Origin of the sequence: Pseudomonas sp. KNUC1026, from assembly GCF_021650705.1 — a bacterium.
Lineage (GTDB): Bacteria > Pseudomonadota > Gammaproteobacteria > Pseudomonadales > Pseudomonadaceae > Aquipseudomonas.
On the sequence record NZ_CP087138.1, the window covers coordinates 3,527,980 to 3,552,530 of the forward strand.

Genomic DNA, 24,551 nt, shown 5'->3' on the forward strand with positions numbered 1-24,551 from the left:
GGCTGTGCCGCGCGACGCGAAGATCCGCACGTCGCCCGTTACACGGCGTCCCTTACACGTCGCCCGGCGAGCCGGCCTCCCACCAGATCAAGATCAAGGATCACCAAGTGGGAGGGTGGCTTGCCGCGCGACGAGCCTGGCCGGAATCAGCCAAACCGCCCAGTAATGTAATCCTCGGTCTGGCTCTTGGTCAGCTTGGTGAAGATGGTGTCGGTGTCGCCATACTCGATCAGGTCGTCGCCCGGCGAGCCGGCCTACCACCAGATCAAGATCAAGGATCAGGATCACCAAGTGGGAGGGCGGCTTGCCGCGCGACGAGCCTGGCCGGAATCAGCCAAACCGCCCAGTAATGTAATCCTCGGTCTGGCTCTTGGTCAGCTTGGTGAAGATGGTGTCGGTGTCGCCATACTCGATCAGGTCGTCGCCCGGCGAGCCGGCCTCCCACCAGATCAAGATCAAGGATCAGGATCACCAAGTGGGAGGGCGGCTTGCCGCGCGACGAGCCTGGCCGGAATCAGCCAAACCGCCCAGTAATGTAATCCTCGGTCTGGCTCTTGGTCGGCTTGGTGAAGATGGTGTCGGTGTCGCCATACTCGATCAGGTCGTCGCCCGGCGAGCCGGCCTCCCGCCAGATCAAGATCAAGGATCAGGATCACCAAGTGGGAGGGCGGCTTGCCGCGCGACGAGCCTGGCCGGAATCAGCCGAACCGCCCAGTAATGTAATCCTCGGTCTGGCTCTTGGTCGGTTTGGTGAAGATGGTGTCGGTGTCGCCATGCTCGATCAGGTCGCCCATGAACATGAACGCGGTCGAGTCCGAGCAGCGTGCGGCCTGTTGCATGTTGTGGGTCGCGATCACCACGGTGAACTGCTCCTTGAGCTCGGTGATCAGCTGTTCGATGCGGCCGGTGGAGATCGGGTCCAGCGCCGAGGTCGGCTCGTCGAGCAGCAGCGCCTGCGGGCGCAGGGCGATGGTGCGAGCGATGCGCAGGCGTTGCTGCTGGCCCCCGGAGAGGCCCGAGCCGCTCTTGTTCAGCTTGTCCTTGACCTCATCCCACAGCGCAGCGCCGCGCAGAGCCTGCTCGACGCGTTCTTCCATCTCGCGCTTGCCGAGCTTTTCGTGGTGGCGCACCGCGTAGGCGATGTTGTCGTAGATCGACATCGGAAACGGCACCGGCTTCTGGAACACCATGCCCACGTGGCTGCGCAGGCGGTTCATCGAATAGTTCGAGGCCAGGATGTTCTCGCCGTTGAGCAGCACCTCACCCTTGGCTTCCTGCTTGGGGTACATCGAATAGATGCGGTTGAACACGCGCAGCAAGGTCGACTTGCCGCAGCCGGAAGGGCCGATGATCGCGGTGACCTGCTTCTCCGGAATGTCCATGTTGATGGACTTGAGCGAGCGGTTGCCGTTGTAGAAGAACTCGAGGTTGCGGACCTGAATCTTGGTACGCACGGGCGCGGCGGTAGTCATCAGTGGGACCTTTCACGAAGAATCGGACGGGAGAACAGGCTTCAGGGCCAACGCGAACAGGGTCAGCACCGATGCGCCGGCCCAGGCCAGGGCGTGCCAATCCTCGAAGGGGCTCATGGCGTACTGGAACACCACCACCGGCACGCTGGCGATCGGCTTGAGCAGGTCGCTGCTTCCAGAACTGGTTGCCGAACGCGGTGAACAGCAGCGGCGCGGTTTCGCCGGTGATGCGCGCCAACGCCAGCAGGATGCCGGTGATAACGCCGGCGCGGGCGGCGCGCAAGATGATCTGCAGGGTCATCTTCCACTGCGGAACGCCCAGCGCCAGCGCGGCTTCACGCATGGTGCCCGGTTGCAGCTGAAGCATCTCGTCGGTGGTACGCACCACCACCGGGATCACCAGCAAGGCCAGGGTCAGGCCGCCGGCGAGCGCCGAAAAACCGACCTGGTGGTTGGTCAGCGCACTGACCGGCAGGATGAACGCGGTATACACGAACAAGCCCAGCACGATCGACGGTGCCGACAGCAGGATGTCGTTGATGAAGCGCACGATGGTGCCCATGCGGGTGTAGCGGGCGAACTCGGCCAGCCACACCCCAGCCATCAGCCCGATCGGCGTACCGATGATCAGCGCCACGGCCGACATCAAGAGGCTGCCGTAGAAGGCGTTGGCCAGCCCCCCGAAGCGCCCGGCGGCGGCGTCATCTGCGTGAACGACGCAGGCCCCAGTGCCGACATGCCGTTGGTGATGGTAGTGATCAGAATCCACACCAGCCAAAGCAGGCCGAACGCGGTTGCAGCGCAGGCGAAGGCCATGGCCAGGCCGTTCTTGAACGCGCGCATCCGGTACAGGTTTTCATTGGGAGAACTCATTTAACCCCCTCGTTGCGCGACAGGCGCATCAGCATCAGGCGGGCGATGGCCAGCACGATGAAGGTCACGACGAACAGCAGGAAGCCCAAGGCGATCAGCGAGCTGCGGTGCATGTCCGAATAGGCTTCGGTGAACTCGTTGGCGATCACCGAGGCGATCGAGCTGCCCGGCATCAGCAGCGAGGCCGACAGCTGGTGGGCGTTACCGAGCACGAAGGTCACCGCCATGGTTTCACCCAACGCGCGGCCAAGGCCGAGGAACACACCGCCGACCACCGCCGAGCGGGTGTAAGGCAGCACGATGTCCCAGACCACCTCCCAGGTGGTGCCGCCCAGTGCGTAGGCCGATTCCTTGAGCTGGGTGGGAACGGTGCGGAATACCTCGTTCATCACCGAGGTGATGAATGGAATGATCATGATCGCCAGCACGATGCTTGCGGTCAGCACGCCGATGCCGAGCGGAGGCCCTTGGAACAGCACACCGATGCCAGGGATTGCACCCAGGTAGTCGTTGATCCAGGGGCTGATGTAATTGGCCATGAACGGGGCGAAAACGAACAGCCCCACATGCCGTAGATGATCGACGGGATGCCCGCCAGCAGTTCGATCGCAGAGGCGATCGGCATGCGCAGCCATGGCGGCGCAACTTCAGTGAGGAAAATCGCGATGCCGAAGCTAACCGGCACGGCAATCACCAGCGCCAGGAACGCGGTGACCAGCGTGCCGTACACCGGCACCACCGAACCAAAGCGCTCACCGACTGCGTCCCAATCGGTGCTGGTGAAGAAATCGAGGCCAAAGGTATGGAAGGCCTGGGCGCCGCCCCACAAGGTGGAGCCGGCAATGCATATGAGCAGGCCCAGCACGATCATCGCAGCGCTACGAACCGTGCGGCGGAACCACACATCGTGGCGGTGATCGCGCGCGGCGCGTACTTCGCTTTCGTTCTGTTTATCTGCAATCACAGTGGACAGCACTTGGGAGTTGTCGGTCATTTTGGTCCACTCGCAAAAGATCCCCCAAGCGCCAACTGGCACTTGAGGGGCGAGGGTTGCACTCGATTCGGTTACTTGAACTCAGCGGCCCAGTAAGCTTCGATCTGCTTGACCAGCGAGTCCGGCAGCGCGACGTAGTCCAGCTCGCTGGCTTGCGCCTGGCCGTGCTCCAGCGACCATTTGAAGAAGTCGAAAGCAGCTTTGCTTTCTTCGGCTTTCTTCGGTTGCTTGTACATGATGATCCAAGTGGTAGCGGCGATCGGCCATGCATCGGCGCCCGGTGCATTCACCAGCAGCAGGTTGAAGTCCTTGGCGCTTTTCCAGTCGGCAGTGGCACCGGCAGCGGCGAAGGCAGCAGCGCTAGGCTCCAGGAACTTGCCACCGGCGCTCTTGAGCTGGGTGTGCGACAGTTTGTTGGACTTGGCGTAGGCGTATTCGACGTAGCCGATCGAGCCTTTGATCTGCTTCACGTAAGCAGCCACACCTTCGTTACCCTTGCCACCTACACCCACTGGCCATTGAACGGTGGAGCCGGCGCCGGCTTTCCAGTCGGCCGAAGCGGCTTTGTCCAGGTAGCTGGTGAAGTTGAACGAGGTGCCCGAGCCGTCGGAGCGGTGAACGACGGTGATTTTCTCGCCAGGCAGTTTCACGTCAGGGTTCAGCGCCTTGATCTTGGCGTCGTCCCAGGTGGTGATGGTGCCTTGGAAGATAGCGCCCAGGGTGGCAGCGTCCAGCTTCAACTTGCCAGGCTCGACGCCTTCGACGTTGACGATCGGCACGATACCGCCGATGACGCTGGGGAACTGGCCCAGGCCGGCAGCTTGCAGGTCTTCACCCTTGAGCGGGGCATCGGAAGCGCCGAAGTCGACGGTTGCGGCTTTGATCTGAGCGATACCGCCGCCGAACCGATCGATTGGTAGTTGATGCGGTTACCCGAAGACTCCTGGTACTTTTGCGCCCACTTCGACAGCACGGGGTAAACGAAGCTGGAACCGGCACCATTCACGTCGGTGGCATGGGCAACGCCCGACAGGCACAGCGAAGCCAGCAGAATCGAAAGGCGGGTCTTGGTCAACAGTCTCACGGCGCACCTCAGTCAAGGATTTGTGTGGATTCATTCCACAGGAGTAAGCCGTGCCGATTTAAAGCTTGGAATGTGACTCTTTCATGACAGGGTAACGGGAAAATTGTTACACCTGAGCGCCAGCCCTTGCGCCGCGCGGGTTCTGAGCGGGCAGAGAAAATTCCCCGCTCCCCAAAAAGGCATGGCATTGCGCCACACCCACCTCCGAAATCAGAACCTGACGCTGGTGCTGAGCGACACGAAATCGCGATCCGCCAGGGTGCTGTAGCGGCCGCCGAAAAACGCCGTATAACTCAAGTCGGCAGACCACGTCCGTTGATAGTCGGTGCCGACCCCGACGCTGACCGCCTTGCGGCCTTCTTCGAAGGTGCCTTCAGGCTGCGGCGAATAGCCACTGACATCATGCGACCAGCCCAGGCTGGGCTTGAGCGCCAGGCGTGGCAGCACATCGTTGAACGTCCAGACTGCGCGGGCGCGATAGCCCCAGGCGTTGGCGGTGGTAAACCCGCCGCTGCCCCCCGTGCCGTACACCGGGTCGCGGCCATAATCCAGCCCATCGCCCAACCCTGCGACGTGCACCGCCCGACCTCGCCGGCCAGCTCGAAGCTGTCGGCCCCAAGCCCGCCGTCGAAGGTGTGCGAAAGGCTGGTCTGCACCTGCGTCACGGCCTTGCGCCGATAGCCTGCGGCGTCACTGCCACTGGCCGCCTCATCGAGCACCTCAAGCCAGTTCTGCTGCACCGGCGCGTTGGGCCGGTAGCTCACCTCGCCTTTCCAGCGAGTGCCGGCGGGCAAGGTCGAGGAAAAGCTCAGGCCGTAGAGGTGAATGTTCTGCGGGTAACGCAGGTAATAACCCGAACGCCCCGCCGCGACACTGGGCTGCAATGCATCCACCACTGCGGCGCTGGCCGGTACCCCTGCTGCTGCCAATGCACTGGCCAGGTTCGAAGCGCTGGCGCCGCTGCCGGCGAAGATCGGGGCGCGGCTGTGGTAATTCATCGCGTAGGCACCGAGGTCGGTGTTCCACAGGTCGAGCTGATAATGCGCCGCAAGGCCGAACTGGCCGCTGTTGCGGGCATCGCGGTCTTTTCCACGGCTGACGATCACCCCCTCATCAGGGCTGGCGAAGCGGGCGCCCTGCGCGCCGGCCACCTGCAGCGCTGCCTGGCGCTGGGCCAGGCTCAGGCTGCTCAGTTGCGCGGCCAGGCCTGCCTGGGTGGCGCCCAGTGCCAGGTTGCGGTCGCAGCCCTGGGCCAGCACATCGCTGGTGGCCATGAAGGTGCCGCAGTTGGCCTGGCTGTCGGCATCCCACGCCAACTGATAGAAACCGTCGACCGCCAGGCGGTCGGTGAGGTTCTGGTTCAGGTACACAAGGCTGGTGGGCCGCAGGTTGCTGCGCCAGGTGCTACCGGGGCGCGACCAGCTGGCCGCTTCACGCGGGTTGATCGCGCTGATGCCGCCGCCGATGAATTCGGCCTGGCCCCAGTCCAGCACCTGCCGGCCAAGCCTCAGGGTGCCGGGCTGCTCGCCCCACTGGTAGTGGTGCCACACATAGGCATCGAGCCATTCACCGCCGCTGGCCTTGCTGCTCTCGGCGCGGCCGCCGTCGTCGATGGCCTTGAAGCGGCGGCTGTCGTCCTTGAGCTCGAAGTCGTACCAGTAACGGCCTTTGAGGTAAGCGCCACTGTCGCCATAGCGCAATTCCACCGCATGTACGCCACTGAAGAGCCGGGTGAACGCCTCACCCTTTCGAAAGTTCTTGCGCCCGTCGTCGCCGATGGCGCTAACGCCGGTGCCGCCGTTGGCCACGCCGATCAGCCGCTGCGACGGGCTGGCCGTGCCCCAGGCTGAGGACAGCGACAGCTGCGAATCGAACTGGCCTTCGACGGCGCCGATATTGAAGGGCACGCCCCAGGCCGGCACAGTGGCCAATGCAAGGGCGCCACCCAGATCACACGAAAAGCACTCAACGGCAGCATCCAGACAGAAAAACCAATATGCAGCGGCGCATGGCTCACGCCAGGCGCCGCTCTCCAACTCTTTTAGCGGCTGGTAAGGGCAATCTTGATGCCCAATGCCACCAGTACCGCGCCCATGGTGCGGTCGAACCAATGGCCCATGCGTGCAAAGCCCGCACGCACACGCGCCTGGCTGAACAACTGAGCCACCAGGCAGAACCACAGCGCGGTGGCCACGGCCAGGTAAACGCCGTAACCGGCCTGCACGGCCACAGGTGTGTGCGGGTTGATCACGACCGTGAACAGCGACAGGAAGAACAACGTGGCCTTGGGGTTGAGGCCGTTGGTCATGAAGCCTGCGACGAAAGCCTGGCGCGCCGAACGCGGCTCGGCAGGGCCTGCCGTTACCGCCGCATCCGTGGCGGGCTTGGCGCGCAGGGCCTTGATGCCGATGTACATCAGGTAGGCTGCCGCCAACCGCTTGAGCACGTTGAACAGCACGATCGACTGCGACACGATCAGGCCGATACCCAGCATCGAATAGCCCACATGCAGGAAGATCGCCGAGCCTACACCCAACGCGGTCCAACGCCCGGCGGTGCGGCCGTGGGCCACGCTTTCACGCACCACCACGGCGAAATCCGGGCCGGGGCTGGCCACAGCCAGCAGGTGGATCAACGCTACGGTGAGAGATTCGGACCAATACATGAATTGCCTGCCTCTAAATTTTGTAACAGCTGGATTCTTCAAGCGGGTAAGTTAACCCAGAACGCGCCAGGCGCGGATGAGTTTTCAACCTTTGCCATGAGGGCCCTTGCATGCACGCGGTATTTCTCGATCACAGCTCCCTGGACCTCGGCGACCTGGACATGGCCCCGCTGCGCGAGGCCTTCAGCGAGCTGACGCTGCACCCCGGCAGCGAACCGGCGCAGGCAGCCGAGCGGCTGGCCGGGGCGCAGGTGGCGATCACCAACAAAGTGCCGATCACCGCCGAAGTACTGGCCGCCAACCCGCAATTGAAGCTGATCCTGGTCAGTGCCACAGGTACCAATAACGTCGACCTGGCCGCGGCCCGCGCCCAGGGCATCAGTGTGTGCAACTGCCAGGGCTACGGCACCCCGGCCGTCGCCCAGCACACGCTGATGCTGCTATTGGCACTGGCCACCAGCCTGCCGCAGTACCAACAGGCAGTCGCTCAAGGCAAATGGCAGCAGGCCAGGCAGTTCTGCCTGCTCGACTTCCCCATCGTCGAGCTTGAAGGCAAGACCCTGGGCCTGCTTGGCCACGGCGAGCTGGGCAGCGCGGTGGCGCGCCTGGCTGAAGCCTTCGGCATGACCGTGCTGATCGGCCAGTTGCCCAACCGGCCGGCGCGCGAAGGCCGCTTGCCACTGAACGAGCTGCTGCCTCGCGTCGATGCCCTGACGCTGCACTGCCCGCTGAACGAGCACACTCGCGACCTGATCGGTGCGCACGAGCTGGCACTGCTCAAACCGGGCAGCTTCGTGATCAACGCCGGGCGCGGCGGCCTGGTCAACGAACAAGCGCTGGCCGACGCCTTGCGCAGTGGCCACCTGGGCGGGGCCGCCACCGACGTGCTGACCACTGAGCCGCCCACCCACGGCAACCCGTTGCTGGCACCCGACCTGCCGCGCCTGATCGTGACCCCACACAGCGCCTGGGGCAGCCGCGAGGCGCGCCAGCGCATCGTAGGCCAACTCGCCGAGAACGCGCGCAGTTTCGCGGCCGGCACGGCCCTGCGAGTGGTGAACTGAGCTCTGCTACACTGCGCCGCTTTTGCCCTGGAGACTTGCCCATGGACCCGCGCAGTGAAGTGCTGCTCCGCCAGGCCGACCTGTTCACCGGCCGCGTGCTGCTCGCCGGCCTGCCTGCCGACGGGCTGCTCAGCCAACTGCCGCAGGCCCAGGCCTGGTGCTGGAACGCGGCCGACCAGGCAAGCCTGGCTGCACGCTTTGGCGAACGTATCGGCTTCGGCACCCAAGTGCCGACGGTAGAGTTCGACGCTGCCGTGCTGTTCGTGCCCAAGGCCAAAGAGTTCTCTACCTGGCTGCTGGCGTGCCTGGCGGCGCGCCTGAATGGCAAGCCGCTGTATCTGGTGGGCGAAAAGCGTGGCGGCATCGAAAGCGCTGCCAGGCAACTCGAAGCGTTCGGCAAACCGCGCAAACTCGACAGCGCCAGGCATTGCCAACTATGGCGAGTAGACGTGGAAAACGCCCCGCCCGCCCCATCGCTGGAAAGCCAGGCCAATACCTTCAGCGTTGACGCCCCCGGTGGCGCGCTGAACGTGGTGAGCCTTCCGGGCGTGTTCAGCCATGGCCGCCTGGACCGTGGCACGGCGCTGCTGCTCCAGCACCTCGAAGGGCTCCCGGCTGGCGCTCTGCTGGACTTCGGCTGCGGAGCCGGCATCGTCGGCGCGGCGCTGAAGCGCCGTTACCCGGAGGCCACCGTCACACTGCTGGACGTGGACGCCTTCGCCATCGCCGCCAGTGCCCTCACCCTGCAGGCCAATGGCCTGGAAGCGCAATTGGTGTGCGCCGATGGCATCGACGGAGCCCCCTGTGAGCTGGCGGCGATCATCAGCAATCCGCCGTTTCATACCGGGGTGCATACCCACTACGAGGCCTCGGAAAACCTGCTGACAAAGTGCAGCCTTCATCTGCGAAAAGGGGGCAGATTCGCTTGGTCGCCAATAGCTTCCTGCGTTATCCGCCGCTGCTGGAGGCCGCGCTGGGGCACTGCGAGACGCTCGATGAAGGTAACGGCTTCAAGATCTACCAGGCGGAAAAAGCCTGAAGCGAAGCGCTTGCGTTTGCCCGCACGGCTAGGCAGAATCCGCACCGTCCTAGGGGAGTAGTCTCCCGCAAGCTCCGTGCTTGCATTGGCGCGCGTCAACATACTTGGCCCACAGGCCATGGCGCGAGCGACCAGAGAGGCCCACACAGAGGGGCCCGGCGGTTTGACAAGACCTATGACACGCACACCTTACCCGGGGCGGGGAGGCTGTACGTGTCATAGCCGTGTTCGACCCGCCCCCGTAGGAAGCCTGATGCTTGAATCCCTCCTTGTGCCCACCGGTATCGTGGCGCTGGCCGAAATCGGCGACAAGACCCAACTCCTTGCCTTGATCCTGGCGGCTCGCTTTCGCAAGCCGGTGCCGATCATCTTCGGCATTCTCGCCGCAACCCTCGCCAACCACGCCGCCGCCGGCGCTGTGGGCGCGTGGATCAGCAGCTACCTGACCGACAGCGTCCTGCACTGGATCCTGGCCGCGAGCTTTACCGCCACGGCACTCTGGACACTGGTGCCCGACAAGATGGACGACGACGAAGCCAACCGCGCCAGCCAGTTCGGCCCGTTCATGGCCACGCTGATCGCGTTCTTCCTCGCCGAGATCGGCGACAAGACCCAGGTCGCCACGGTAATGCTCGCTGCACAGTACCCGAACCTGTTGCTGGTGATCATCGGCACCAGCCTGGGCATGCTGATCGCCAACGTACCCGTGGTGCTCGCCGGCAACTTCGCCGCCGATAAGCTGCCACTGGCACTGATCCGCCGCCTGGCCGCCATCGCTTTCTTCGTGCTCGCGGTGTACGCGGTCTACAAGGCCATGGTGAGTTCGGGCTGGGTTCGAGCTGCAAGCTGCAAGCTACAAGCTACAAGCTACAAGCTACAAGCTACAAGCGAGAGCTCTGTGACTTGAAGCTTGAAGCTTGAAGCTTGAAGCTTGAAGCTTGAAGCTTGAAGCTTGGAGCTGCTCCTCAACCTTTGGCAGCGGCCTGGTAGAGCGGCATGACCTTCGGGATTGCCGCCTGCAAGGACGAGATGCGGTTGGCGTCGGAGGGGTGAGTGCTGAGGAATTCCGGCTGCCCTGCCCCGCCTGCGGCGTTCATCTTTTTCCACAGGGTGATGGCGGCGTTGGGGTTGTAGCCTGCGCGGGCGGAGAGTTCCAGGCCCAGCAGGTCGGCCTCGTTTTCGTTGGCACGGCTGTTGGGCAGGGTCATGCCGTATTCGGTGACCGCATCGGCCAGCGCCAGGGAATCCTGGCCCAGGCCGAATACTGCAGCAGCGCCTTGCTTGGCCATCTGCATGCCGTAGGCCTTGGACATGGCTTCGCGGCCGTGCTCGCGCAGGGCGTGGGCGATCTCGTGGCCCATGACCGCAGCCAGCTCGTCGTCGGCGAGGTTGAGTTTGTCGATCAGGCCGGTGTAAACGATGATCTTGCCGCCGGGGCCGCAGTTGGCGTTGAGCTCATCGCTCTTGATCAGGTTCACTTCCCATTGCCACTGCGCCGAGTCAGGGCGCAGCTTCGGTGCCTGGGCGATCAGCCGGTCGGCGATGGCCTGGACGCGCTTGGCCTCGGTGCTGGTCTTGTCCAGCACGTGCGCGGCATTGGCCTTGCTCAGCGTCTCCTTGTAGGAGGTGGCGTACATCTGGTTCACCTCATCGGTGGACAGCATGCTGAACATGTATTGCTTGCGGTTGACACCCACCGTGTCGCCCTGGGTGGTATTCACCGCCTGGCAGCCCACCAGCAGCGTGACGCTGGCCAGCGACACTGCGATAGCGGCTTTCTTGAAAATCGTTGGCATAGCTCACTCCCTTGCATGATGCCGCGTATCCTACCTGATACATGCAGCCTGAAAAGCCTCAGGCCGGTGTCAGGCATTCCGGCGCGTTCAGCTCTGGATCATTGACCAACCGCGCCAGCGGGCGTTCGCGCAGCTGCGGGCAGGGCCGCGCCAGCAAGCCGTTGAGCACGGGCAGCGGCGTGTCGGCCGCCAGCCACAGAGCCTGTTCGGCTTCATCGAGGATCAATGGGCGGCGCTGGTTCATCGCCGCCTGGGTCACGACCGCCACACTCAGCCAGGTTTCGTCGCCCGCCGGGAAAGCCTCCCACAGGGCGGCGAAATGCAGGTTCGAGCCTTCGCCCGGCGTGAGCCAGTACGGCTGTTTGCGCACGCTCCCGCGCCATTCGTAAAAACCGTTGGCCGGCAGCAGGCAGCGGCGCTGGCGAAAGGGCTCGCGAAACATCGGCTGGTCGGCCAGGGTTTCGGCGCGCGCCTGTGCCGGGGTGCGTGAAAGGTCAGTGAGCCAGGGCGGGGTCAGCCCCCAGCGTGCCAGGGCCAGTTCGATGCCCTGCTCCCCCTGGCGCTGCATCAGCACGCGCTGGCCCGGGAAATGTTCCATTGCGCCTGCTGGCCAGAGGGGAAGCCGGGCAGCGCGGCAAAGGCCGGGGTCCAGCGAAACAGGGCGTATCGACCACACATCCGAAAACAAGGCTCCGTTCAACACTCGAGCACACCGAAATAGCTGTCCGGCTCCTCGCCCGGCAAGGGCTGTGCGCCATTGTACGCAGCAATCAGCTGCCGTGCGTCGGCCGCCCGCGCGTCATCGACCACAAGCCCCAGCAGGCCGATGGCCGGCAGATCGCCAATGCCACCCACCAGGTCGCGCCCGGCCAGATGCGCAGCGATGCCCTCGCTTTGCAGCATCGCCAGCAGCAACTCGGCTTCAAGCAGGCTCTCGGGTTCGTAGACGCGCTTCATCTATTCATTCTCGCTGTAGGTCTCCAGCGACCACTGCTCGCCGTCGGTGCTGAGCACGAAGGTGATCGGCCGGCAGCAGACCGGGCAGTCCTCGATGTACTGCTGATCGCCGCCGGAAAGGTCCAGTACGGCCTCGGCAGGTTCGCCGCAATAGGGGCAATCATAGGCTTGGGTTTCGAGCATCGGGCCTCCGGCCTTGGTTTATGGGTATAATCGCCGGTCTGTTCCAATACACCAGCCGTTTCCAACAAGAGAGCAAGATGGGCGAATTCGATGCCATCCGACCTTACGATGACTCCGAGGTCAAAGCCGTACTGAAGAGGCTCCTCAAGGACCAGGCGTTTCTCGATACCATCATTCACTTCCGCTTCCCGCGTTTCGCCGGCCCCATGGGTTGGCTGCTCAAGCCGATGGTCGCGCGCAAGCTTGGCCGCGAGTTCGCCGGCATCGAAAGCGTTGCGGCGCTGCAAGACAAGGTCGAGATGTACGTCGACCACACCATCGAGCGCGCTACAGACGGCGTTACCTACACCGGCGTCGAGCAGTTCAAGTCCGGCAACGCCTATCTGTTCCTGGCCAACCACCGCGATATCGTGATGGACCCGGCCTTCGTCAACTACGCCGTCTACCACGCGGGCCTGCCGACGCCGCGCATCGCCATCGGCGACAACCTGTTGCAGCGCCCGTTCGTCAGCGACCTGATGCGCCTGAACAAAAGCTTCATCGTGCATCGCTCCATCAGCGGGCGGCGCGAAAAGCTGGCCGCCTGGCAATTGCTCTCGGCGTATATCAGCCATTCGATCCGCAACGACTGCCAGTCGATCTGGATCGCCCAGGCCGAGGGCCGCGCAAAGGACGGTGATGACCGTACCGACCCGGCCATTCTGAAAATGTTCCACATGAGCCGCCGCGAAGAGCCCTTCGCCGAGGTGATCCATTCGCTCAACCTCACGCCGGTGTCGATCAGCTACGAGTACGACCCCTGCGACGCGGCCAAGGCCCGCGAGCTGTACATTCGCGCCACCACCGGCACCTACAAGAAGGCACCGGGCGAGGATGACCTGAGCATCGCGCTGGGCATCACGGGCTACAAGGGCCGTGTGCATATCAATTTCAGCCCGCCCGTCACGGCTTATCACGAAGACACCAGGGAACTGGCCGCCGAGATCGACCGCAAGATTCTGTCCGGCTATCGCCTGTTCCCCGTGCATTACCTGGCTTGGGAGCAATGGGCCGAGGCCGATGCCACGCTGCAGGTACCGAAAGCGTCCGCACTGTTCGACGCTCAGGAGCTGGAGCAGGCCCGCGAAGAATGGCAACGCAGGCTCCAAGACTGCCCGACCGAACATCGGCCGTACCTGATCCAGCAATATGCGACGCCGGTTCGCAATCAGTATCGAGTCAAGGCCGGGCTGCCGCTGTAACCGCCCGGCGGCTTGTATTTCCTGTTCACGGTTTCGTCATCAAAAAAGGGCAGCCTTGGCGCCCCATGTTTGACCGACTCTGGACAGGATGTTTTTACGATGCTGCACGCGAACAATCAGGACCGCCTCTACCTCATCACGCCCAGCGACGAACAAGAGGCGCTGATCGACGGCCAGGCAATCAACGTGCACGACCGCCGCTGGCTGGTCTATTGCGCCCTGGGCGGCCATCACCACCAGGACCTGCCTGAAGCCGACCTGCACACCGGCTTCTGCCTACCCGACTTCCACATCGAAGCGGCTTGACCCCCTTCAAAGCAAACCCCAGCCAACAAAAAAGCTGCAAGCCAACGCAAATCGGCTTGCAGCTCCTGGCTTGAAGCCAATAGCTCATTGGCTCACTGGCGCAGCGTCTGGCCGACGGTCTGGTCCTTGAACACCCGCGTCAGGGCGTCGCTGAGCACATCGCTCACCAGGCGGGTATTGGTTTCCTGGTTTGGCGACATGCCGAAACGCTGGTTCAAGGAGGCGTTATAGCGGCCGGTGTAGTTGTGGCCATTGCCGCGTACGTCAGCGCGGAACGTGGCCGAGATGGTCGCCTCGGTCACGTAGGTGGAATCCTTGGGCGACTGGTATTTGAGGTCAGCCAAGGTAATGGTGAGCGTGGGCGCGCCCATGGCACCGGCATTGGGCGTGAAGCCCATCAGGCGCACAGCGGCTTCGGCCTGAGCCTGCAGCTTGGGCACGATGTCGTTGCCCTGCACCGTCACGGCGCTGGTTTCAGGGTACAGGCCACCGCGGGTGCCGAGCACCGGCGAGGGGCGGCCATCTACCACTCGCACCACGACAGGCTGCCCCTGGGCAACGGGAGCCAGTTGCTCCAGCAGTTTGGGCTGAGGGCTCAGCATTTGCGGGCTGCTGGCGCAGCCGGCCAAGGCCAGGGTGCCGGCGACGATCGAAGCGAACAACAGGCGTGGCAACATGCACGGATCTCCATGAGGGGCAATGGCCGCCAGTATACCGAGGCGGCAGCAACGGCGGTATGCGTGTGAAGTTCAGACTGGCTGCGGGTATCGGGGGTTCCTGTCACCACCCTGTCACGCGCTCTGGCTAGGCTCTGCATCAACCCCAACGCACAGACCGCTGCCATGTTCAAATTTCTCGCACTGCTCGGCCTTGTCACCCTCCCTCGCCATTACGCACTGATCGATGCACATGGCCTGTGCGCGGCCTTTCGTACCTGCGGCCATGCCCCAGCGGGCAGTGGCTGGGTCGAGGTCACCGAGACTCGCCTGCACTCGCTCGGCCGGCCATTGCCGGCGAGTGCCAGAGTGAGCCGCCCGGCCGTTGCCTCCGAGCTGATGGCTGCACTGCAGAACTGATTCAGCCCCTGCCTGCTACCCGCTGTGATCTGCCTTTAGGGCTGATTGCGGCGGTGTTTCCGTTGTGCGGGATGTGTGTGGCGGCTGCGTTGCACCCGCGTTGCATCTGCGCTGCGCCCGCTCTGCACCCGCGCTGCGCCCGCGTTGCACCCGCGTCAAATCGTCGCTTTGCCTGGCCGACCTCGTTATACTCACGCCCCGATTACAAGGTCGTCTCCTGCCTCGGGCCCCGCTTCAAAGCCCGCAGAGAGCCGCCCACGCGGTTCGGGTGCGCGTCGCCCGCCAGCGCGCCTTTCTTGACCGTTGGTCGAATTGCCCGCCGCCGCGTTAGATGAGTTGATGGCAGCCTTCGGCAACCTCGAGCACCAGCGCTTTTGTCGTTCATCGGCCAGGCCCGGGGAAAGCTGGCCGCTTTGCGCGGTCACACCTGAACAGGCTTCTGGTTGTCAAAACAGTTGTGAAAGATTTTGGAGATGCGTGAATGGCGCAGAATGAAGCAGTGGATGTAGTGCTGGTCGGGGCCGGGATCATGAGCGCGACCCTGGCGGTGCTGCTCAAGGAGCTCGATCCGTCCCTCAAGATCGAAGTGGTCGAGGCGATGGACTCCGGCGCGGCAGAGAGTTCCAACCCCTGGAACAACGCCGGCACCGGGCATGCGGGCCTCTGCGAACTGAACTACACGCCACAGGCCGCCGATGGCTCGATCGACATCAAGAAAGCGGTGCATATCAACACCCAGTTCGAGGTGTCGAAGCAATTCTGGGCCTACCTGATTCGCAAGGGCGCTTTCGGCGCGCCCAAGGCCTTCATCAATCCTGTGCCGCACCTTAGCTACGTGTCCGGTGACAAGGTATCGCTTTCCTGAAAAAGCGCTACGAGTCGCTCAAGCCGCATCACGCCTTCGCCGAAATGGCCTACACCGAAGACAAGGCGATCATGGGGCAATGGATGCCGCTGATGATGCCCGGCCGCGACCCCAATGAGCGCCTGGCCGCCACGCGTGTCGCCAACGGAACTGACGTGAATTTCGGCGCACTGACCAACAAGCTGCTGGGCTACCTGGGCGGCACTGAAAACGCCACGGTCAAGTACTCCAGGAAAGTCACCGGCCTGCGCCGCGAGGGCACCGGTTGGGTGGTCGACATCAAGGACGTGAACAGTGGCCACACCCGCCAGCTTGGTGCACGTTTCGTGTTCCTCGGCGCCGGCGGCGCGGCCCTGCCGCTGTTGCAGGCTTCAGGTATCGAAGAGGGCAAAGGCTTCGGCGGGTTCCCCGTCAGTGGCCAATGGCTGCGCTGCGACAACCCCGAAGTGGTCAAGCAACATCAGGCGAAGGTGTACAGCCAGGCAGCGGTAGGCTCCCCGCCGATGTCGGTGCCACACCTCGACACCCGCGTAGTGGACGGCAAGACCTCGCTGCTGTTCGGCCCTTACGCCGGCTTCACCACGCGATTCCTCAAACACGGCTCGCTCATGGACCTGCCGCTGTCGGTGCGCCTGGGCAATATCGGCCCGATGCTGGCAGTGGCGCGCGACAACATGGACCTGACCCGTTACCTGGTCAAGGAAGTGCGCCAGTCGATGGAGCAACGCCTGGAGTCGCTGCGCAAGTTCTATCCGCAGGCCAAGGCCGAAGACTGGCGCCTCGAAGTGGCAGGCCAGCGCGTTCAGATCATCAAGAAAGACGCGAAGAAAGGCGGCGTGCTGCAGTTCGGCACCGAGCTGGTGGCCTCTGCAGACGGCAGCCTTGCTGCGCTGCTGGGGGCATCGCCTGGTGCTTCGGTGACCGTGTCGATCATGCTCGAGCTGATCCAGCGCTGCTTCCCCGAGCAATACGCCTCGGCCTGGGCTGGCAAGCTTGCGCAGATCTTCCCCGCGCGTGAAAAGCCCTGGCGGCCGATGCAGAGCTGTACCGCAAGGTCAATCGGCAGAGCAATGAGGCATTGGAGCTGGTTGCGCCGGCTCCTGTCGCAGGCGAGCAGTACGCCTGATATCGGGCAGCGGCCCTGTCGCGCGGCGAGCCGCCCTCCCACCAGCCAGTGGAAGGGCGGCTCGCCGCGCGACGCTTCGGATCAGCCCTTGCGGGCTGCTTCGATGATCGCGATATATTCAGGCGCGTTACGCTGGTCTTGAATATGCGCCACGAAATCCTTCCCCTGAGCATCCTGAGCGCCTACGTCCAGGCCCTGTTCCTTGAAGAACCCCACGAACCGCTCGAAGTCGTCCACACGCAGGCCGCGATAAGCCTTGATCAGCTTGTGCAGCGGCGCGGGAGTACCGTCCGCGGGTTCGAACTGCAGGAACGTCTTGATGTAGTCGTCGCTGATCTCGTCGCCGATGATCTGCTTTTTGTCTTTGCGCATTGCTACTCCAGGCCCGAACGGTTTCACGAGGCCGGCAGTGTACCGCCCTGCCCGGCTTGCGCTCAACGCGCGCGGCCGCCCGCCGTGTGCAGGTCGGCCCAGATGTGGCCGTTCTCATAGGTCAGGAATTGCACGTAAACGGTGTCATTGCGCAACATGTCCATCAGGATGCGGTACTGGTTCAAGGGGTAGTTCAGAGTGAGGGTCTTGCTGGCCTCGTCGAAGCTGGGCTTTTTCAGGCTCTTGCTTTCACTGTCGAACGTCACCAGCACCTGGTAAAGCGCCCCGCCTTTGTTCAGGGGCTTGCCCTTCAGGCGCAACGACAGCGGCGCCGTCACCGGAATGGGCTGCTCGTTGGACAGGCGCTCGTTACCGGCCACCACGCTGAACTCGGTGACCTGCAGCAGTTGCTGCTGGGTTGGCTCGCCTTTGCGCAGGTTGTTGTCGTCAGGCGGGAGGTACTGGGCATGCAGCGGAGCGGCGGCCAACGGGGTGGCGCACAGCAAGGAGAGAGTGACGACGAGCGGCAGGCGCATAGCGGGCTCCGGCGGGGTGGCGCTGAACTGTAGCACACCCCGCACGCCGCTCACCGAGCGGGTTACAAGCCTTTTACCGCGTAGATGCCCGGGGCGTTGCGCCAGTAGCCTTTGTAGTCCATGCCATAGCCGAAGATGAAGCGGTCGATGCACGACATGCCAACGAAATCGGCCTTCAGGTCAGGGCTGGCCTTGCGGTCGTGGGCCTTGTCGATCAGCACGGCGGTACGCACCGAGCGGGCACCGGCGTGGCGGCAGAAGTCCATGATGGCGCTGAGGGTGTGACCTTCGTCGAGGATGTCATCGATGATCAGCACGTCGCGGTCGATGAACGAGATTTCCGGCTTGGCCTTCCAGAACAGGTCGCCGCCACGGGTTTCGTTGCGATAGCGAGTGGCGTGCAGGTAGGAGGCCTCCAGCGGGAAGCGCAGGTGCGTCAGCAGCTTGCCCGCGAAGATCAGCCCACCGTTGAGCACGCAGAACACCACCGGATTGCTCTCTGCCATTTCGGCCGTGATGCGCTCGCCCACCTGGGCGATGGCGGCTTCTACTTCGGCCTCTGAATAAAGGCAATCTGCTTCTTCCATGACCTGGCGGATATGGCTGAGATCGGCAGGCATAGGTGCTCTCCTGAAGGTGGCGAAATAAAAGCCGGCAAAGGTACGCATCCGGCGTGAACGAAGCAAGCGATTGTGGACTAACGTGCTTGAACAACCCCACGCCTTGCGCTGAATAGATTAATCTAGCGCGTTTTTTCCGCGCCCTTTGGAGAGTTGCACATGCCCGTTCGCGAAATCCGTCACCCGCTGATCCGCCACAAGATCGGCCTGATGCGCCGTGCCGATATCAGTACCAAGAACTTTCGCGAACTCGCCCAGGAAGTCGGCGCACTGCTGACCTACGAAGCCACCCAGGACCTGCCGCTGGAAACCTACGAGATCGATGGCTGGTGCGGCGCGGTGCAGGTAGAGAAGATCGCCGGCAAGAAGATCACCGTGGTGCCGATCCTGCGCGCCGGCATCGGCATGCTCGATGGCGTGCTCAGCCTGATCCCGGGCGCAAAGGTCAGCGCCGTGGGCGTGGCGCGTAACGAGGAAACCCTCGAAGCGCACACGTATCTTGAAAAACTGGTGACGGGCATCGGCGAGCGCCTGGCGCTGATCATTGACCCGATGCTGGCCACCGGCGGTTCGATGGTCGCCACCATCGACCTGCTGAAAAAGGCTGGCTGCCGCGACATTCGCGCCATGGTGCTGGTCGCGGCCCCCGAAGGCATCGCTGCCGTGGAAAGCGCCCACCCGGACGTGCGCATCTACACCGCCTCCATCGATCAGGGCCTGAATGAGCACGGCTACATCATGCCGGGGCTGGGCGATGCCGGTGACAAGATCTTCGGCACCAAGCAAAAGGACGCCTGATGATGCAGAGCGAGTTCAACGACCCGCTGTGGCGCACGGTACTCTCCGGCGCGCAAATGCTGTTCGTGGCCTTCGGTGCGTTGGTGCTGATGCCACTGATCACAGGGCTGGACCCTAACGTGGCGCTGTTCACTGCGGGCTTGGGCACGCTGCTGTTTCAACTGGTCACCGGCCGCCAGGTGCCGGTGTTCCTGGCGTCGAGCTTTGCCTTCATTACCCCGATCATCCTCGCCAAAGGCCAGTTCGGCCTGGCCGAGACCATGGGCGGGGTGATGGCCGCAGGCTTCGTCTACACCTTTCTCGGGCTGGCGGTGAAGATCAAGGGCACGGGCTTCATCGACCGCTTGCTGCCGCCAGTGGTCATCGGCCCGGTGGTGATATCCATCGGCCTGGCCATGGCGCCGATCGCGGCCAACATGGCCATGGGCAAGGCCGGCGACGGTGCGGAGCTGATTCCGTATCGCACCGCCATCCTGATTTCGATGTCAGCGCTGCTCACCACCTTGGTGGTGGCCGTGTTCGGCCGTGGCATGCTGCGCCTGGTGCCGATCATCGCTGGCGTGCTGGTGGGTTTCGGCATGGCTCAACTGCTTGGGGTCACCGACTTCAGCAAGGTCGCCAGCGCGCCATGGCTGGCACTGCCACACTTTACGGCACCGGCCTTCAACCTGCAGGCGATCCTGTTCATCGTGCCGGTGGCACTGGCGCCTGCCATCGAGCACATCGGCGGGGTAATTGCGGTCGGCAGCGTCACTGGCCGAGATTACCTGCGCACACCCGGCCTGCACCGGACGCTGCTCGGTGACGGCCTTGCGACCACCGCCGCCGGCCTGTTCGGCGGGCCGCCCAACACCACCTATGCCGAGGTCACCGGCGCGGTGATGCTCACTCGCAACTACAACCCCAAAATCATGACCTGGGCAGCAGTGTTCGCGGTTTCACTGGCGTTCATCGGTAAATTCGGCGCATTGCTGCAAAGCATTCCAGTGCCAGTGATGGGCGGCATTCTGTGCCTGCTGTTCGGCTCCATCGCCGCAGTAGGCCTGAATACGCTGATTCGCCATCAGGTCGACCTTGGCCAACCGCGCAACCTGGTAATCGTGTCGGTGACGCTGGTGTTCGGCATCGGCGGCGTGCTGATCGGCACCGGTACTGGCGCAGGGGATTTTGGCCTCAAAGGCATCGCGCTGTGCGCCATCGTGGCGATCGCGCTGAACCTGCTGCTGCCCAAGGCGCAGGCCTGAGCCCGCGCCTGGCGCGCCTCACACCGAGGCGCGCTGGGCCAGCTGCGCCAGGGCCTGAGCCCAACCTGGGTGGTCATTCAGGCAAGGCACCAGCACAAGCTCCTCTCCCCCCGCTTCGCGGAACTGTTCCTGCCCGCGAATGCCGATCTCTTCCAGAGTTTCGATGCAGTCGGCCACGAAGGCCGGGCACATCACCAACAGGCGCTTCACGCCACGGGCAGCCAGCTCGTCCAACCGCGCATCGGTGTAGGGCTCGATCCATTTGTTCTTGCCCAGCCGCGACTGGAACGCTACCGACCACTTGCCCTCCGGCAACCCCAGTGCCTGGGCGACGGACTTTGCAGTCGCCAGGCACTGCCCGCGATAGCGCACGGCACGTTCTTCAGCAGTAGCCTGCGCGCAGCAGTCGGCGGTGCGCAGGTCATGCTTGCTGCCCTTGGGGAGCAACTTGCGGATGTGGCTTTCCGGCAGGCCGTGAAAGCTCAGCAGCAGGTGGTCGTATTCGTGCTCCAACCAGGGGCGTGCGCTGTCGGCGAGGGCCTGGATGTAAAGCGGCTCGTCATAGAACGGCTTGAGCGTTGTGAAGGTGATCGGCAACTTCTGCTCGGCAATTACCTGATGAGCCATTTGCACGACGGTTGTGACCGTGCTGTCGGCAAATTGCGGGTAAAGCGGCGCCAGCGTGACGTTGCGCACGCCCTGATCGGCCAGCTTCTGCAGCACATTTTGCAGCGACGGCTCGCCGTAACGCATGGCGATCTCGACCGGCCCGTGCGGCCACAGCCCGTGCATCTGCTGTTGCAGGCGGCGCGTAAGCTCCACCAGCGGCGAGCCTTCCTTCCACCAGATCGACGCATAGGCATGCGCCGACTGCGCAGGACGTTTTATCAGGATCAACGACACCAGCAGGCGCCGCAGAGGCCACGGCAGGTCGATGACATAAGGGTCCATCAGGAACTGGTTCAGGTAGCTGGCCACGTCACTTACTTCAGTGGAAGCCGGTGAGCCCAGGTTGACCAGCAGCAGCGCGTGATCGGTCATGCACAATCCTGTTTCGGTTCGAGTTCAACGCTGGCGGAATATATCGCCCAGCGCCGTTTGCAATTCGGTGTAGCGAAAGCTGAAGCCGGCCTCGGTGAGGCGAGCGGGCACCGCATGCTGGCCACCGGTGAGCAGGCCGGCCATTTCGCCGAGCATGAAGCGCAACAGCGAGCCGGGCATGGGCAGCACCGCAGGCCGGTGCAGCGCCTTGCCCAGGCGCCCGACGAATTCGCGGTTACGCACCGGGTGCGGCGCGCACGCATTATAGGGGCCGTCGGCGCTCTCCCGGTTCAATAAAAAATCTATCAGTGCTACCTGGTCGTCGATATGAATCCACGGCATCCACTGGCGGCCAGTGCCCAGCCTGCCGCCCAGCCCCAGGCGAAACGGCAATGCCATGCGCTTGAGCATGCCGCCTTCAGGCGCCAGCACCAGCCCGGTGCGCACCAGCACCACCCGCACGCCCAGGCTCCGGGCGCGCTCTGCGGTCTCTTCCCAGGCAATGCACAGCTGGCTGGCGAAATCCTCGCTGACCGGTGTGCAGGTCTCATCCAGCGTGCGCTGCCCTCCATCACCGTACCAGCCCACAGCGGAGCCTGAGATCAGCACGGTGGGCCGCTGCTTGCGATGGCCAAGCCACGCCACCAGCTCCTCGGTCAAGCCAATGCGGCTGGCCCACAACAGCTTGCGACGTGCAGCCGTCCAGGGCCGATCCGCGATGGGTGCACCCGCGAGGTTCACCACCGCGTCGAGCGGGTCGTCGTCCAGTTCGCTCAGATGGGCAACGCCGCGCACTCCGGCGCCGCAGCGCGCAGCCACCTGGGCCGGATCGCGGCTGAGCACTGTCAACCGATGCCCTCGTTCGGCCCAGAAACGGCACAGCCGCTGGCCGATCATCCCTGTACCACCGGTCAGCAAAATGTGCATGGCAGTTACCTCGTAGTGGCCGGCCCGGGGGCCTTTGTGATGTATTGCAGTTGAGGCGGGGCACTAATGGCCTCGTTCGTTCTCAGATAAAACATAGGACACCTCAACACGTATAGGTTTTAAGGACGCTCGAACTTATACCTGTTTTTCTGAATGTACCGGCTCCCGCAGCAAGCGTAGCCTGTGCATCGAGACGTATAGAGGTCACCCATGACGACTGTACCCATCGCAATCATCGGCACCGGCATCGCCGGCCTTTCCGCTGCTCAGGCCTTGACGCAGGCCGGGCACACGGTGCACCTGTTCGACAAGAGCAAAGGGCCAGGCGGCCGGATGTCGAGCAAGCGCAGCGACGCAGGTTCTCTGGACCTGGGCGCCCAATACTTCACGGCGCGTGATCGCCGTTTCGTTGCGCAACTCAGGCAATGGCAGGTTCAAGGGCATGTTGCCGAGTGGGCGCCTTCCCTCTACACCGCCGGCAGCAATGGCATGGCTTTTTCGCCGGACGAGCAAACCCGCTGGGTCGGCACCCCGCGCATGGGAGCGCTCTGCCGCGCCCTCGCCGCTGATGCGCAGGCCACCTACAGCTGCCGAATCGTCGAGGTGTTTCGCGGCAGGGACTATTGGCAACTGCTCGACGCCGATAACAACAGCCATGGCCCCTTCAGCCACGTGATTTGCGCAGTGCCCGCGCCCCAGGCCACAGCCCTGCTGTCAGCCGCGCCCAAGTTGGCGGCTCTGGTAGCGGGGGTGAAGATGGACCCGACCTGGGCAGTCGCCCTGGCCTTCGACACCCCGCTCGACACTCGCATGCAGGGCTGCTTTGTACAAGGCAGCCCGCTGGATTGGCTGGCCTGCGACCGCAGCAAACCGGGGCGCAGCAGCACGCTCGACACCTGGGTGCTGCATGCGAGCGCGCAGTGGAGCCGGCAACATATCGACCTGCCGAAAGAATCGGTGATCGAGCTTTTGTGCGGCGCCTTCGCTGAGCTGATCAATTGCCCTGTGCCGGAACCACAGCTCAGCCTGGCGCACCGATGGCTCTACGCCCGGCCTGCCGGCGCACATGAGTGGGGCGCGCTGGCGGACTCCGACCTGGGGCTTTATGTATGTGGCGACTGGTGCCTGTCGGGCCGAGTCGAAGGCGCCTGGCTCAGCGGCCAGGAGGCGGCACGCAAATTGATCGAACATCTGGAAGCCTGAGCGAGCGCCCCGCTGATCGGGGCTGGCTGCAATCGGCCTGAGTGAACCTGCACAACTTGTACAAATCTTTTAAGCTTGTACAACTCTACGTGCAGAGGTCTCCATGCTCGCCAACGTGCCTACTCGTAAACCCAAGATCGCCATCAGCGCTTGCCTGATGGGCGACGAGGTCCGTTACAACGGCGGGCATAAGCAGTCGCGCTACTGCCGCAACCTGCTCAGCGATCATTTTCAGTTCGTCAAGGTGTGCCCAGAGATGGCCATCGGCCTTGGCGTGCCGCGCCAGCCCATTCGCCTGGTAGGCGACCCCGAGTCGCCCAAGGCGCGCGGTACTGTGGACAAAAGCGTTGAGGTGACTCAAGCGCTTGCAGATTACGGTAAGGAAATGGCCGACACCCTGGGCGACATCAGTGGCTACATCTTCATGCAGAAGTCCCCCTCCTGTGGTGTAGAGCGGGTGAAGGTTTACCGTGAAGACGGCATCCCCCAGATGGAGGGTGGCAGCGGCGTCTACGCCAAGGCGTTCTGCGAAGCCCGGCCCGACCTGCCTGTGGAAGAAGAAGGCCGTTTGTGCGACCCAGTACTGCGGGAAAACTTCGTCACACGCGTTTACGCCTACGCTGACTGGCAGGCGTTGAAGGTAAATGGGCTGAGCCGCCGTGCCATCACCGAATTCCACGCGCGCTATAAATACCAGCTGATGGCGTGCAATCCCGAACAGTACAAAGTGCTTGGCGCCTTGCTGGGCAGCAGCGGCCAGCGCCCCCTGGAAGAAGTTGCCGAAGAGTATTTCCACGGCTTGATGCAAGGCCTGCGGCGCTGCGCGACGCGGGGCAATCATGCCAATGTGCTCATGCACATCAGTGGCTACCTGCGCCGCCACATGGATCCGCAAGACAAAGCGGAAATTCGCGACCTGATCCTGCAATACCGCGATGGGACAGTTCCACTGGTGGTCCCCCTGACATTGCTCAAGCACTTGTTTCGCTTGCATCCGGACCCTTACATCGCGCAGCAGGTCTATCTACAACCCCATCCTGAAAAACTCAGCTTGAGAAACGCAATCTGA

The 24,551-nt window shown here is 63.5% G+C and carries 19 protein-coding genes, 10 pseudogenes and 1 riboswitch; of the genes and pseudogenes, 11 read left to right on the top strand and 18 right to left on the bottom strand.

Annotated elements, in window-relative coordinates; translation table 11 throughout:
* Positions 1 to 330: 330 nt before the first annotated feature.
* The 8 genes and pseudogenes from LN139_RS16525 to LN139_RS16560 form a co-directional block, all read right to left on the bottom strand.
* Positions 331 to 417: pseudogene (locus LN139_RS16525) on the bottom strand (phosphate ABC transporter ATP-binding protein); the annotation flags it as partial.
* A gap of 97 nt (positions 418 to 514) precedes the next feature.
* A pseudogene (locus tag LN139_RS16530) lies at positions 515 to 604 on the bottom strand (phosphate ABC transporter ATP-binding protein); the annotation flags it as partial.
* A 94-nt stretch (positions 605 to 698) separates the two neighbouring features.
* Complete coding sequence (gene pstB / locus LN139_RS16535; protein ID WP_236355250.1) at positions 699 to 1,472, bottom strand: phosphate ABC transporter ATP-binding protein PstB; 774 nt, start codon at positions 1,470 to 1,472, stop codon at positions 699 to 701.
* Positions 1,472 to 2,345 (bottom strand): annotated as a pseudogene (pstA, locus tag LN139_RS16540) (phosphate ABC transporter permease PstA). Before pstA ends, pstB begins: the two are co-directional and overlap by 1 nt.
* Positions 2,342 to 3,339 (bottom strand): annotated as a pseudogene (gene pstC / locus LN139_RS16545) (phosphate ABC transporter permease subunit PstC). The pseudogenes pstA and pstC overlap by 4 nt, the downstream one beginning before the upstream one ends.
* Before the next feature lie 71 nt (positions 3,340 to 3,410).
* A pseudogene (pstS, locus tag LN139_RS16550) lies at positions 3,411 to 4,423 on the bottom strand (phosphate ABC transporter substrate-binding protein PstS).
* 210 nt (positions 4,424 to 4,633) lie between these two features.
* A pseudogene (locus tag LN139_RS16555) lies at positions 4,634 to 6,405 on the bottom strand (DUF1302 domain-containing protein).
* A gap of 59 nt (positions 6,406 to 6,464) precedes the next feature.
* Positions 6,465 to 7,088: a LysE family translocator gene (locus LN139_RS16560; protein ID WP_236355251.1), complete on the bottom strand. Its 624-nt coding sequence runs from the start codon at positions 7,086 to 7,088 to the stop codon at positions 6,465 to 6,467.
* Positions 7,089 to 7,198: 110 nt separating this feature from the next.
* Here LN139_RS16560 and LN139_RS16565 point away from each other — a divergent pair, with 110 nt between their 5' ends.
* The 3 genes and pseudogenes from LN139_RS16565 to LN139_RS16575 form a co-directional block, all read left to right on the top strand.
* Complete coding sequence (locus LN139_RS16565; protein WP_236355252.1) at positions 7,199 to 8,152, top strand: 2-hydroxyacid dehydrogenase; 954 nt, start codon at positions 7,199 to 7,201, stop codon at positions 8,150 to 8,152.
* 41 nt (positions 8,153 to 8,193) lie between these two features.
* Positions 8,194 to 9,191: pseudogene (locus LN139_RS16570) on the top strand (methyltransferase).
* 40 nt (positions 9,192 to 9,231) lie between these two features.
* Positions 9,232 to 9,356: riboswitch (yybP-ykoY riboswitch) on the top strand.
* An 88-nt stretch (positions 9,357 to 9,444) separates the two neighbouring features.
* A pseudogene (locus LN139_RS16575) lies at positions 9,445 to 10,026 on the top strand (TMEM165/GDT1 family protein); the annotation flags it as partial.
* Positions 10,027 to 10,156: 130 nt separating this feature from the next.
* Here the strand turns inward: LN139_RS16575 and LN139_RS16580 are convergent.
* The 4 genes and pseudogenes from LN139_RS16580 to LN139_RS16595 form a co-directional block, all read right to left on the bottom strand.
* On the bottom strand, positions 10,157 to 10,987 hold the full coding sequence (locus LN139_RS16580; RefSeq protein WP_236355253.1) for a M48 family metallopeptidase: 831 nt from the start codon (positions 10,985 to 10,987) through the stop codon (positions 10,157 to 10,159).
* Positions 10,988 to 11,045: 58 nt separating this feature from the next.
* Positions 11,046 to 11,665 (bottom strand): annotated as a pseudogene (locus LN139_RS16585) (SOS response-associated peptidase).
* Between the two features lie 18 nt (positions 11,666 to 11,683).
* Positions 11,684 to 11,944, bottom strand: coding sequence for a putative signal transducing protein (locus LN139_RS16590; RefSeq protein ID WP_236355254.1), 261 nt, complete (start codon positions 11,942 to 11,944; stop codon positions 11,684 to 11,686).
* On the bottom strand, positions 11,945 to 12,127 hold the full coding sequence (locus LN139_RS16595) for a CPXCG motif-containing cysteine-rich protein (protein ID WP_236355255.1): 183 nt from the start codon (positions 12,125 to 12,127) through the stop codon (positions 11,945 to 11,947).
* Between the two features lie 77 nt (positions 12,128 to 12,204).
* Between LN139_RS16595 and LN139_RS16600 the strand changes: the two genes are divergently transcribed.
* Positions 12,205 to 13,368, top strand: coding sequence for a 1-acyl-sn-glycerol-3-phosphate acyltransferase (locus tag LN139_RS16600; protein WP_236355256.1), 1,164 nt, complete (start codon positions 12,205 to 12,207; stop codon positions 13,366 to 13,368).
* A 99-nt stretch (positions 13,369 to 13,467) separates the two neighbouring features.
* Positions 13,468 to 13,674 carry a hypothetical protein gene (locus LN139_RS16605; protein ID WP_236355257.1) on the top strand — a complete coding sequence of 69 codons (207 nt, stop codon included), beginning with the start codon at positions 13,468 to 13,470 and terminating at the stop codon, positions 13,672 to 13,674.
* 92 nt (positions 13,675 to 13,766) lie between these two features.
* Here LN139_RS16605 and LN139_RS16610 read toward each other — a convergent pair whose 3' ends face one another.
* Positions 13,767 to 14,351: a YajG family lipoprotein gene (locus LN139_RS16610; RefSeq protein WP_236355258.1), complete on the bottom strand. Its 585-nt coding sequence runs from the start codon at positions 14,349 to 14,351 to the stop codon at positions 13,767 to 13,769.
* 165 nt (positions 14,352 to 14,516) lie between these two features.
* On the opposite strand from LN139_RS16610, the gene LN139_RS16615 reads away from it, so the two are divergent.
* Positions 14,517 to 14,750 (top strand): hypothetical protein, encoded by a 234-nt coding sequence (locus tag LN139_RS16615; RefSeq protein WP_236355259.1) that lies wholly within the window; start codon positions 14,517 to 14,519, stop codon positions 14,748 to 14,750.
* Between the two features lie 481 nt (positions 14,751 to 15,231).
* Positions 15,232 to 16,741 (top strand): annotated as a pseudogene (mqo, locus tag LN139_RS16620) (malate dehydrogenase (quinone)).
* An 81-nt stretch (positions 16,742 to 16,822) separates the two neighbouring features.
* Here the strand turns inward: mqo and LN139_RS16625 are convergent.
* From LN139_RS16625 to LN139_RS16635, 3 genes are all read right to left on the bottom strand, one after another.
* Complete coding sequence (locus LN139_RS16625; protein ID WP_236355260.1) at positions 16,823 to 17,113, bottom strand: PA4642 family protein; 291 nt, start codon at positions 17,111 to 17,113, stop codon at positions 16,823 to 16,825.
* A gap of 62 nt (positions 17,114 to 17,175) precedes the next feature.
* The gene (locus tag LN139_RS16630; protein ID WP_236355261.1) at positions 17,176 to 17,649 is read right to left on the bottom strand and encodes a hypothetical protein; all 474 of its coding nucleotides are present in this window, start codon (positions 17,647 to 17,649) and stop codon (positions 17,176 to 17,178) included.
* A 62-nt stretch (positions 17,650 to 17,711) separates the two neighbouring features.
* On the bottom strand, positions 17,712 to 18,269 hold the full coding sequence (locus LN139_RS16635; RefSeq protein WP_236355262.1) for a hypoxanthine-guanine phosphoribosyltransferase: 558 nt from the start codon (positions 18,267 to 18,269) through the stop codon (positions 17,712 to 17,714).
* Between the two features lie 159 nt (positions 18,270 to 18,428).
* On the opposite strand from LN139_RS16635, the gene upp reads away from it, so the two are divergent.
* Together upp and LN139_RS16645 are read left to right on the top strand one after the other, a co-directional pair.
* Entirely contained in the window at positions 18,429 to 19,067 is a 639-nt protein-coding gene (gene upp, locus LN139_RS16640; protein ID WP_236355263.1) for a uracil phosphoribosyltransferase, read from the top strand.
* A 2-nt stretch (positions 19,068 to 19,069) separates the two neighbouring features.
* Positions 19,070 to 20,311, top strand: a complete 1,242-nt coding sequence (locus tag LN139_RS16645) for a uracil-xanthine permease family protein (protein ID WP_236360469.1) — start codon at positions 19,070 to 19,072, stop codon at positions 20,309 to 20,311.
* Positions 20,312 to 20,329: 18 nt separating this feature from the next.
* Here the strand turns inward: LN139_RS16645 and hemH are convergent, their stop codons facing one another.
* Together hemH and LN139_RS16655 are read right to left on the bottom strand one after the other, a co-directional pair.
* Complete coding sequence (hemH, locus tag LN139_RS16650; RefSeq protein ID WP_236355264.1) at positions 20,330 to 21,352, bottom strand: ferrochelatase; 1,023 nt, start codon at positions 21,350 to 21,352, stop codon at positions 20,330 to 20,332.
* Between the two features lie 24 nt (positions 21,353 to 21,376).
* Positions 21,377 to 22,279, bottom strand: a complete 903-nt coding sequence (locus LN139_RS16655; protein WP_236355265.1) for a TIGR01777 family oxidoreductase — start codon at positions 22,277 to 22,279, stop codon at positions 21,377 to 21,379.
* A gap of 210 nt (positions 22,280 to 22,489) precedes the next feature.
* Between LN139_RS16655 and LN139_RS16660 the strand changes: the two genes are divergently transcribed.
* The gene (locus LN139_RS16660) at positions 22,490 to 23,482 is read left to right on the top strand and encodes an NAD(P)/FAD-dependent oxidoreductase (RefSeq protein ID WP_236355266.1); all 993 of its coding nucleotides are present in this window, start codon (positions 22,490 to 22,492) and stop codon (positions 23,480 to 23,482) included.
* A 103-nt stretch (positions 23,483 to 23,585) separates the two neighbouring features.
* Positions 23,586 to 24,551: a 2-thiouracil desulfurase family protein gene (locus tag LN139_RS16665; RefSeq protein WP_236355267.1), complete on the top strand. Its 966-nt coding sequence runs from the start codon at positions 23,586 to 23,588 to the stop codon at positions 24,549 to 24,551.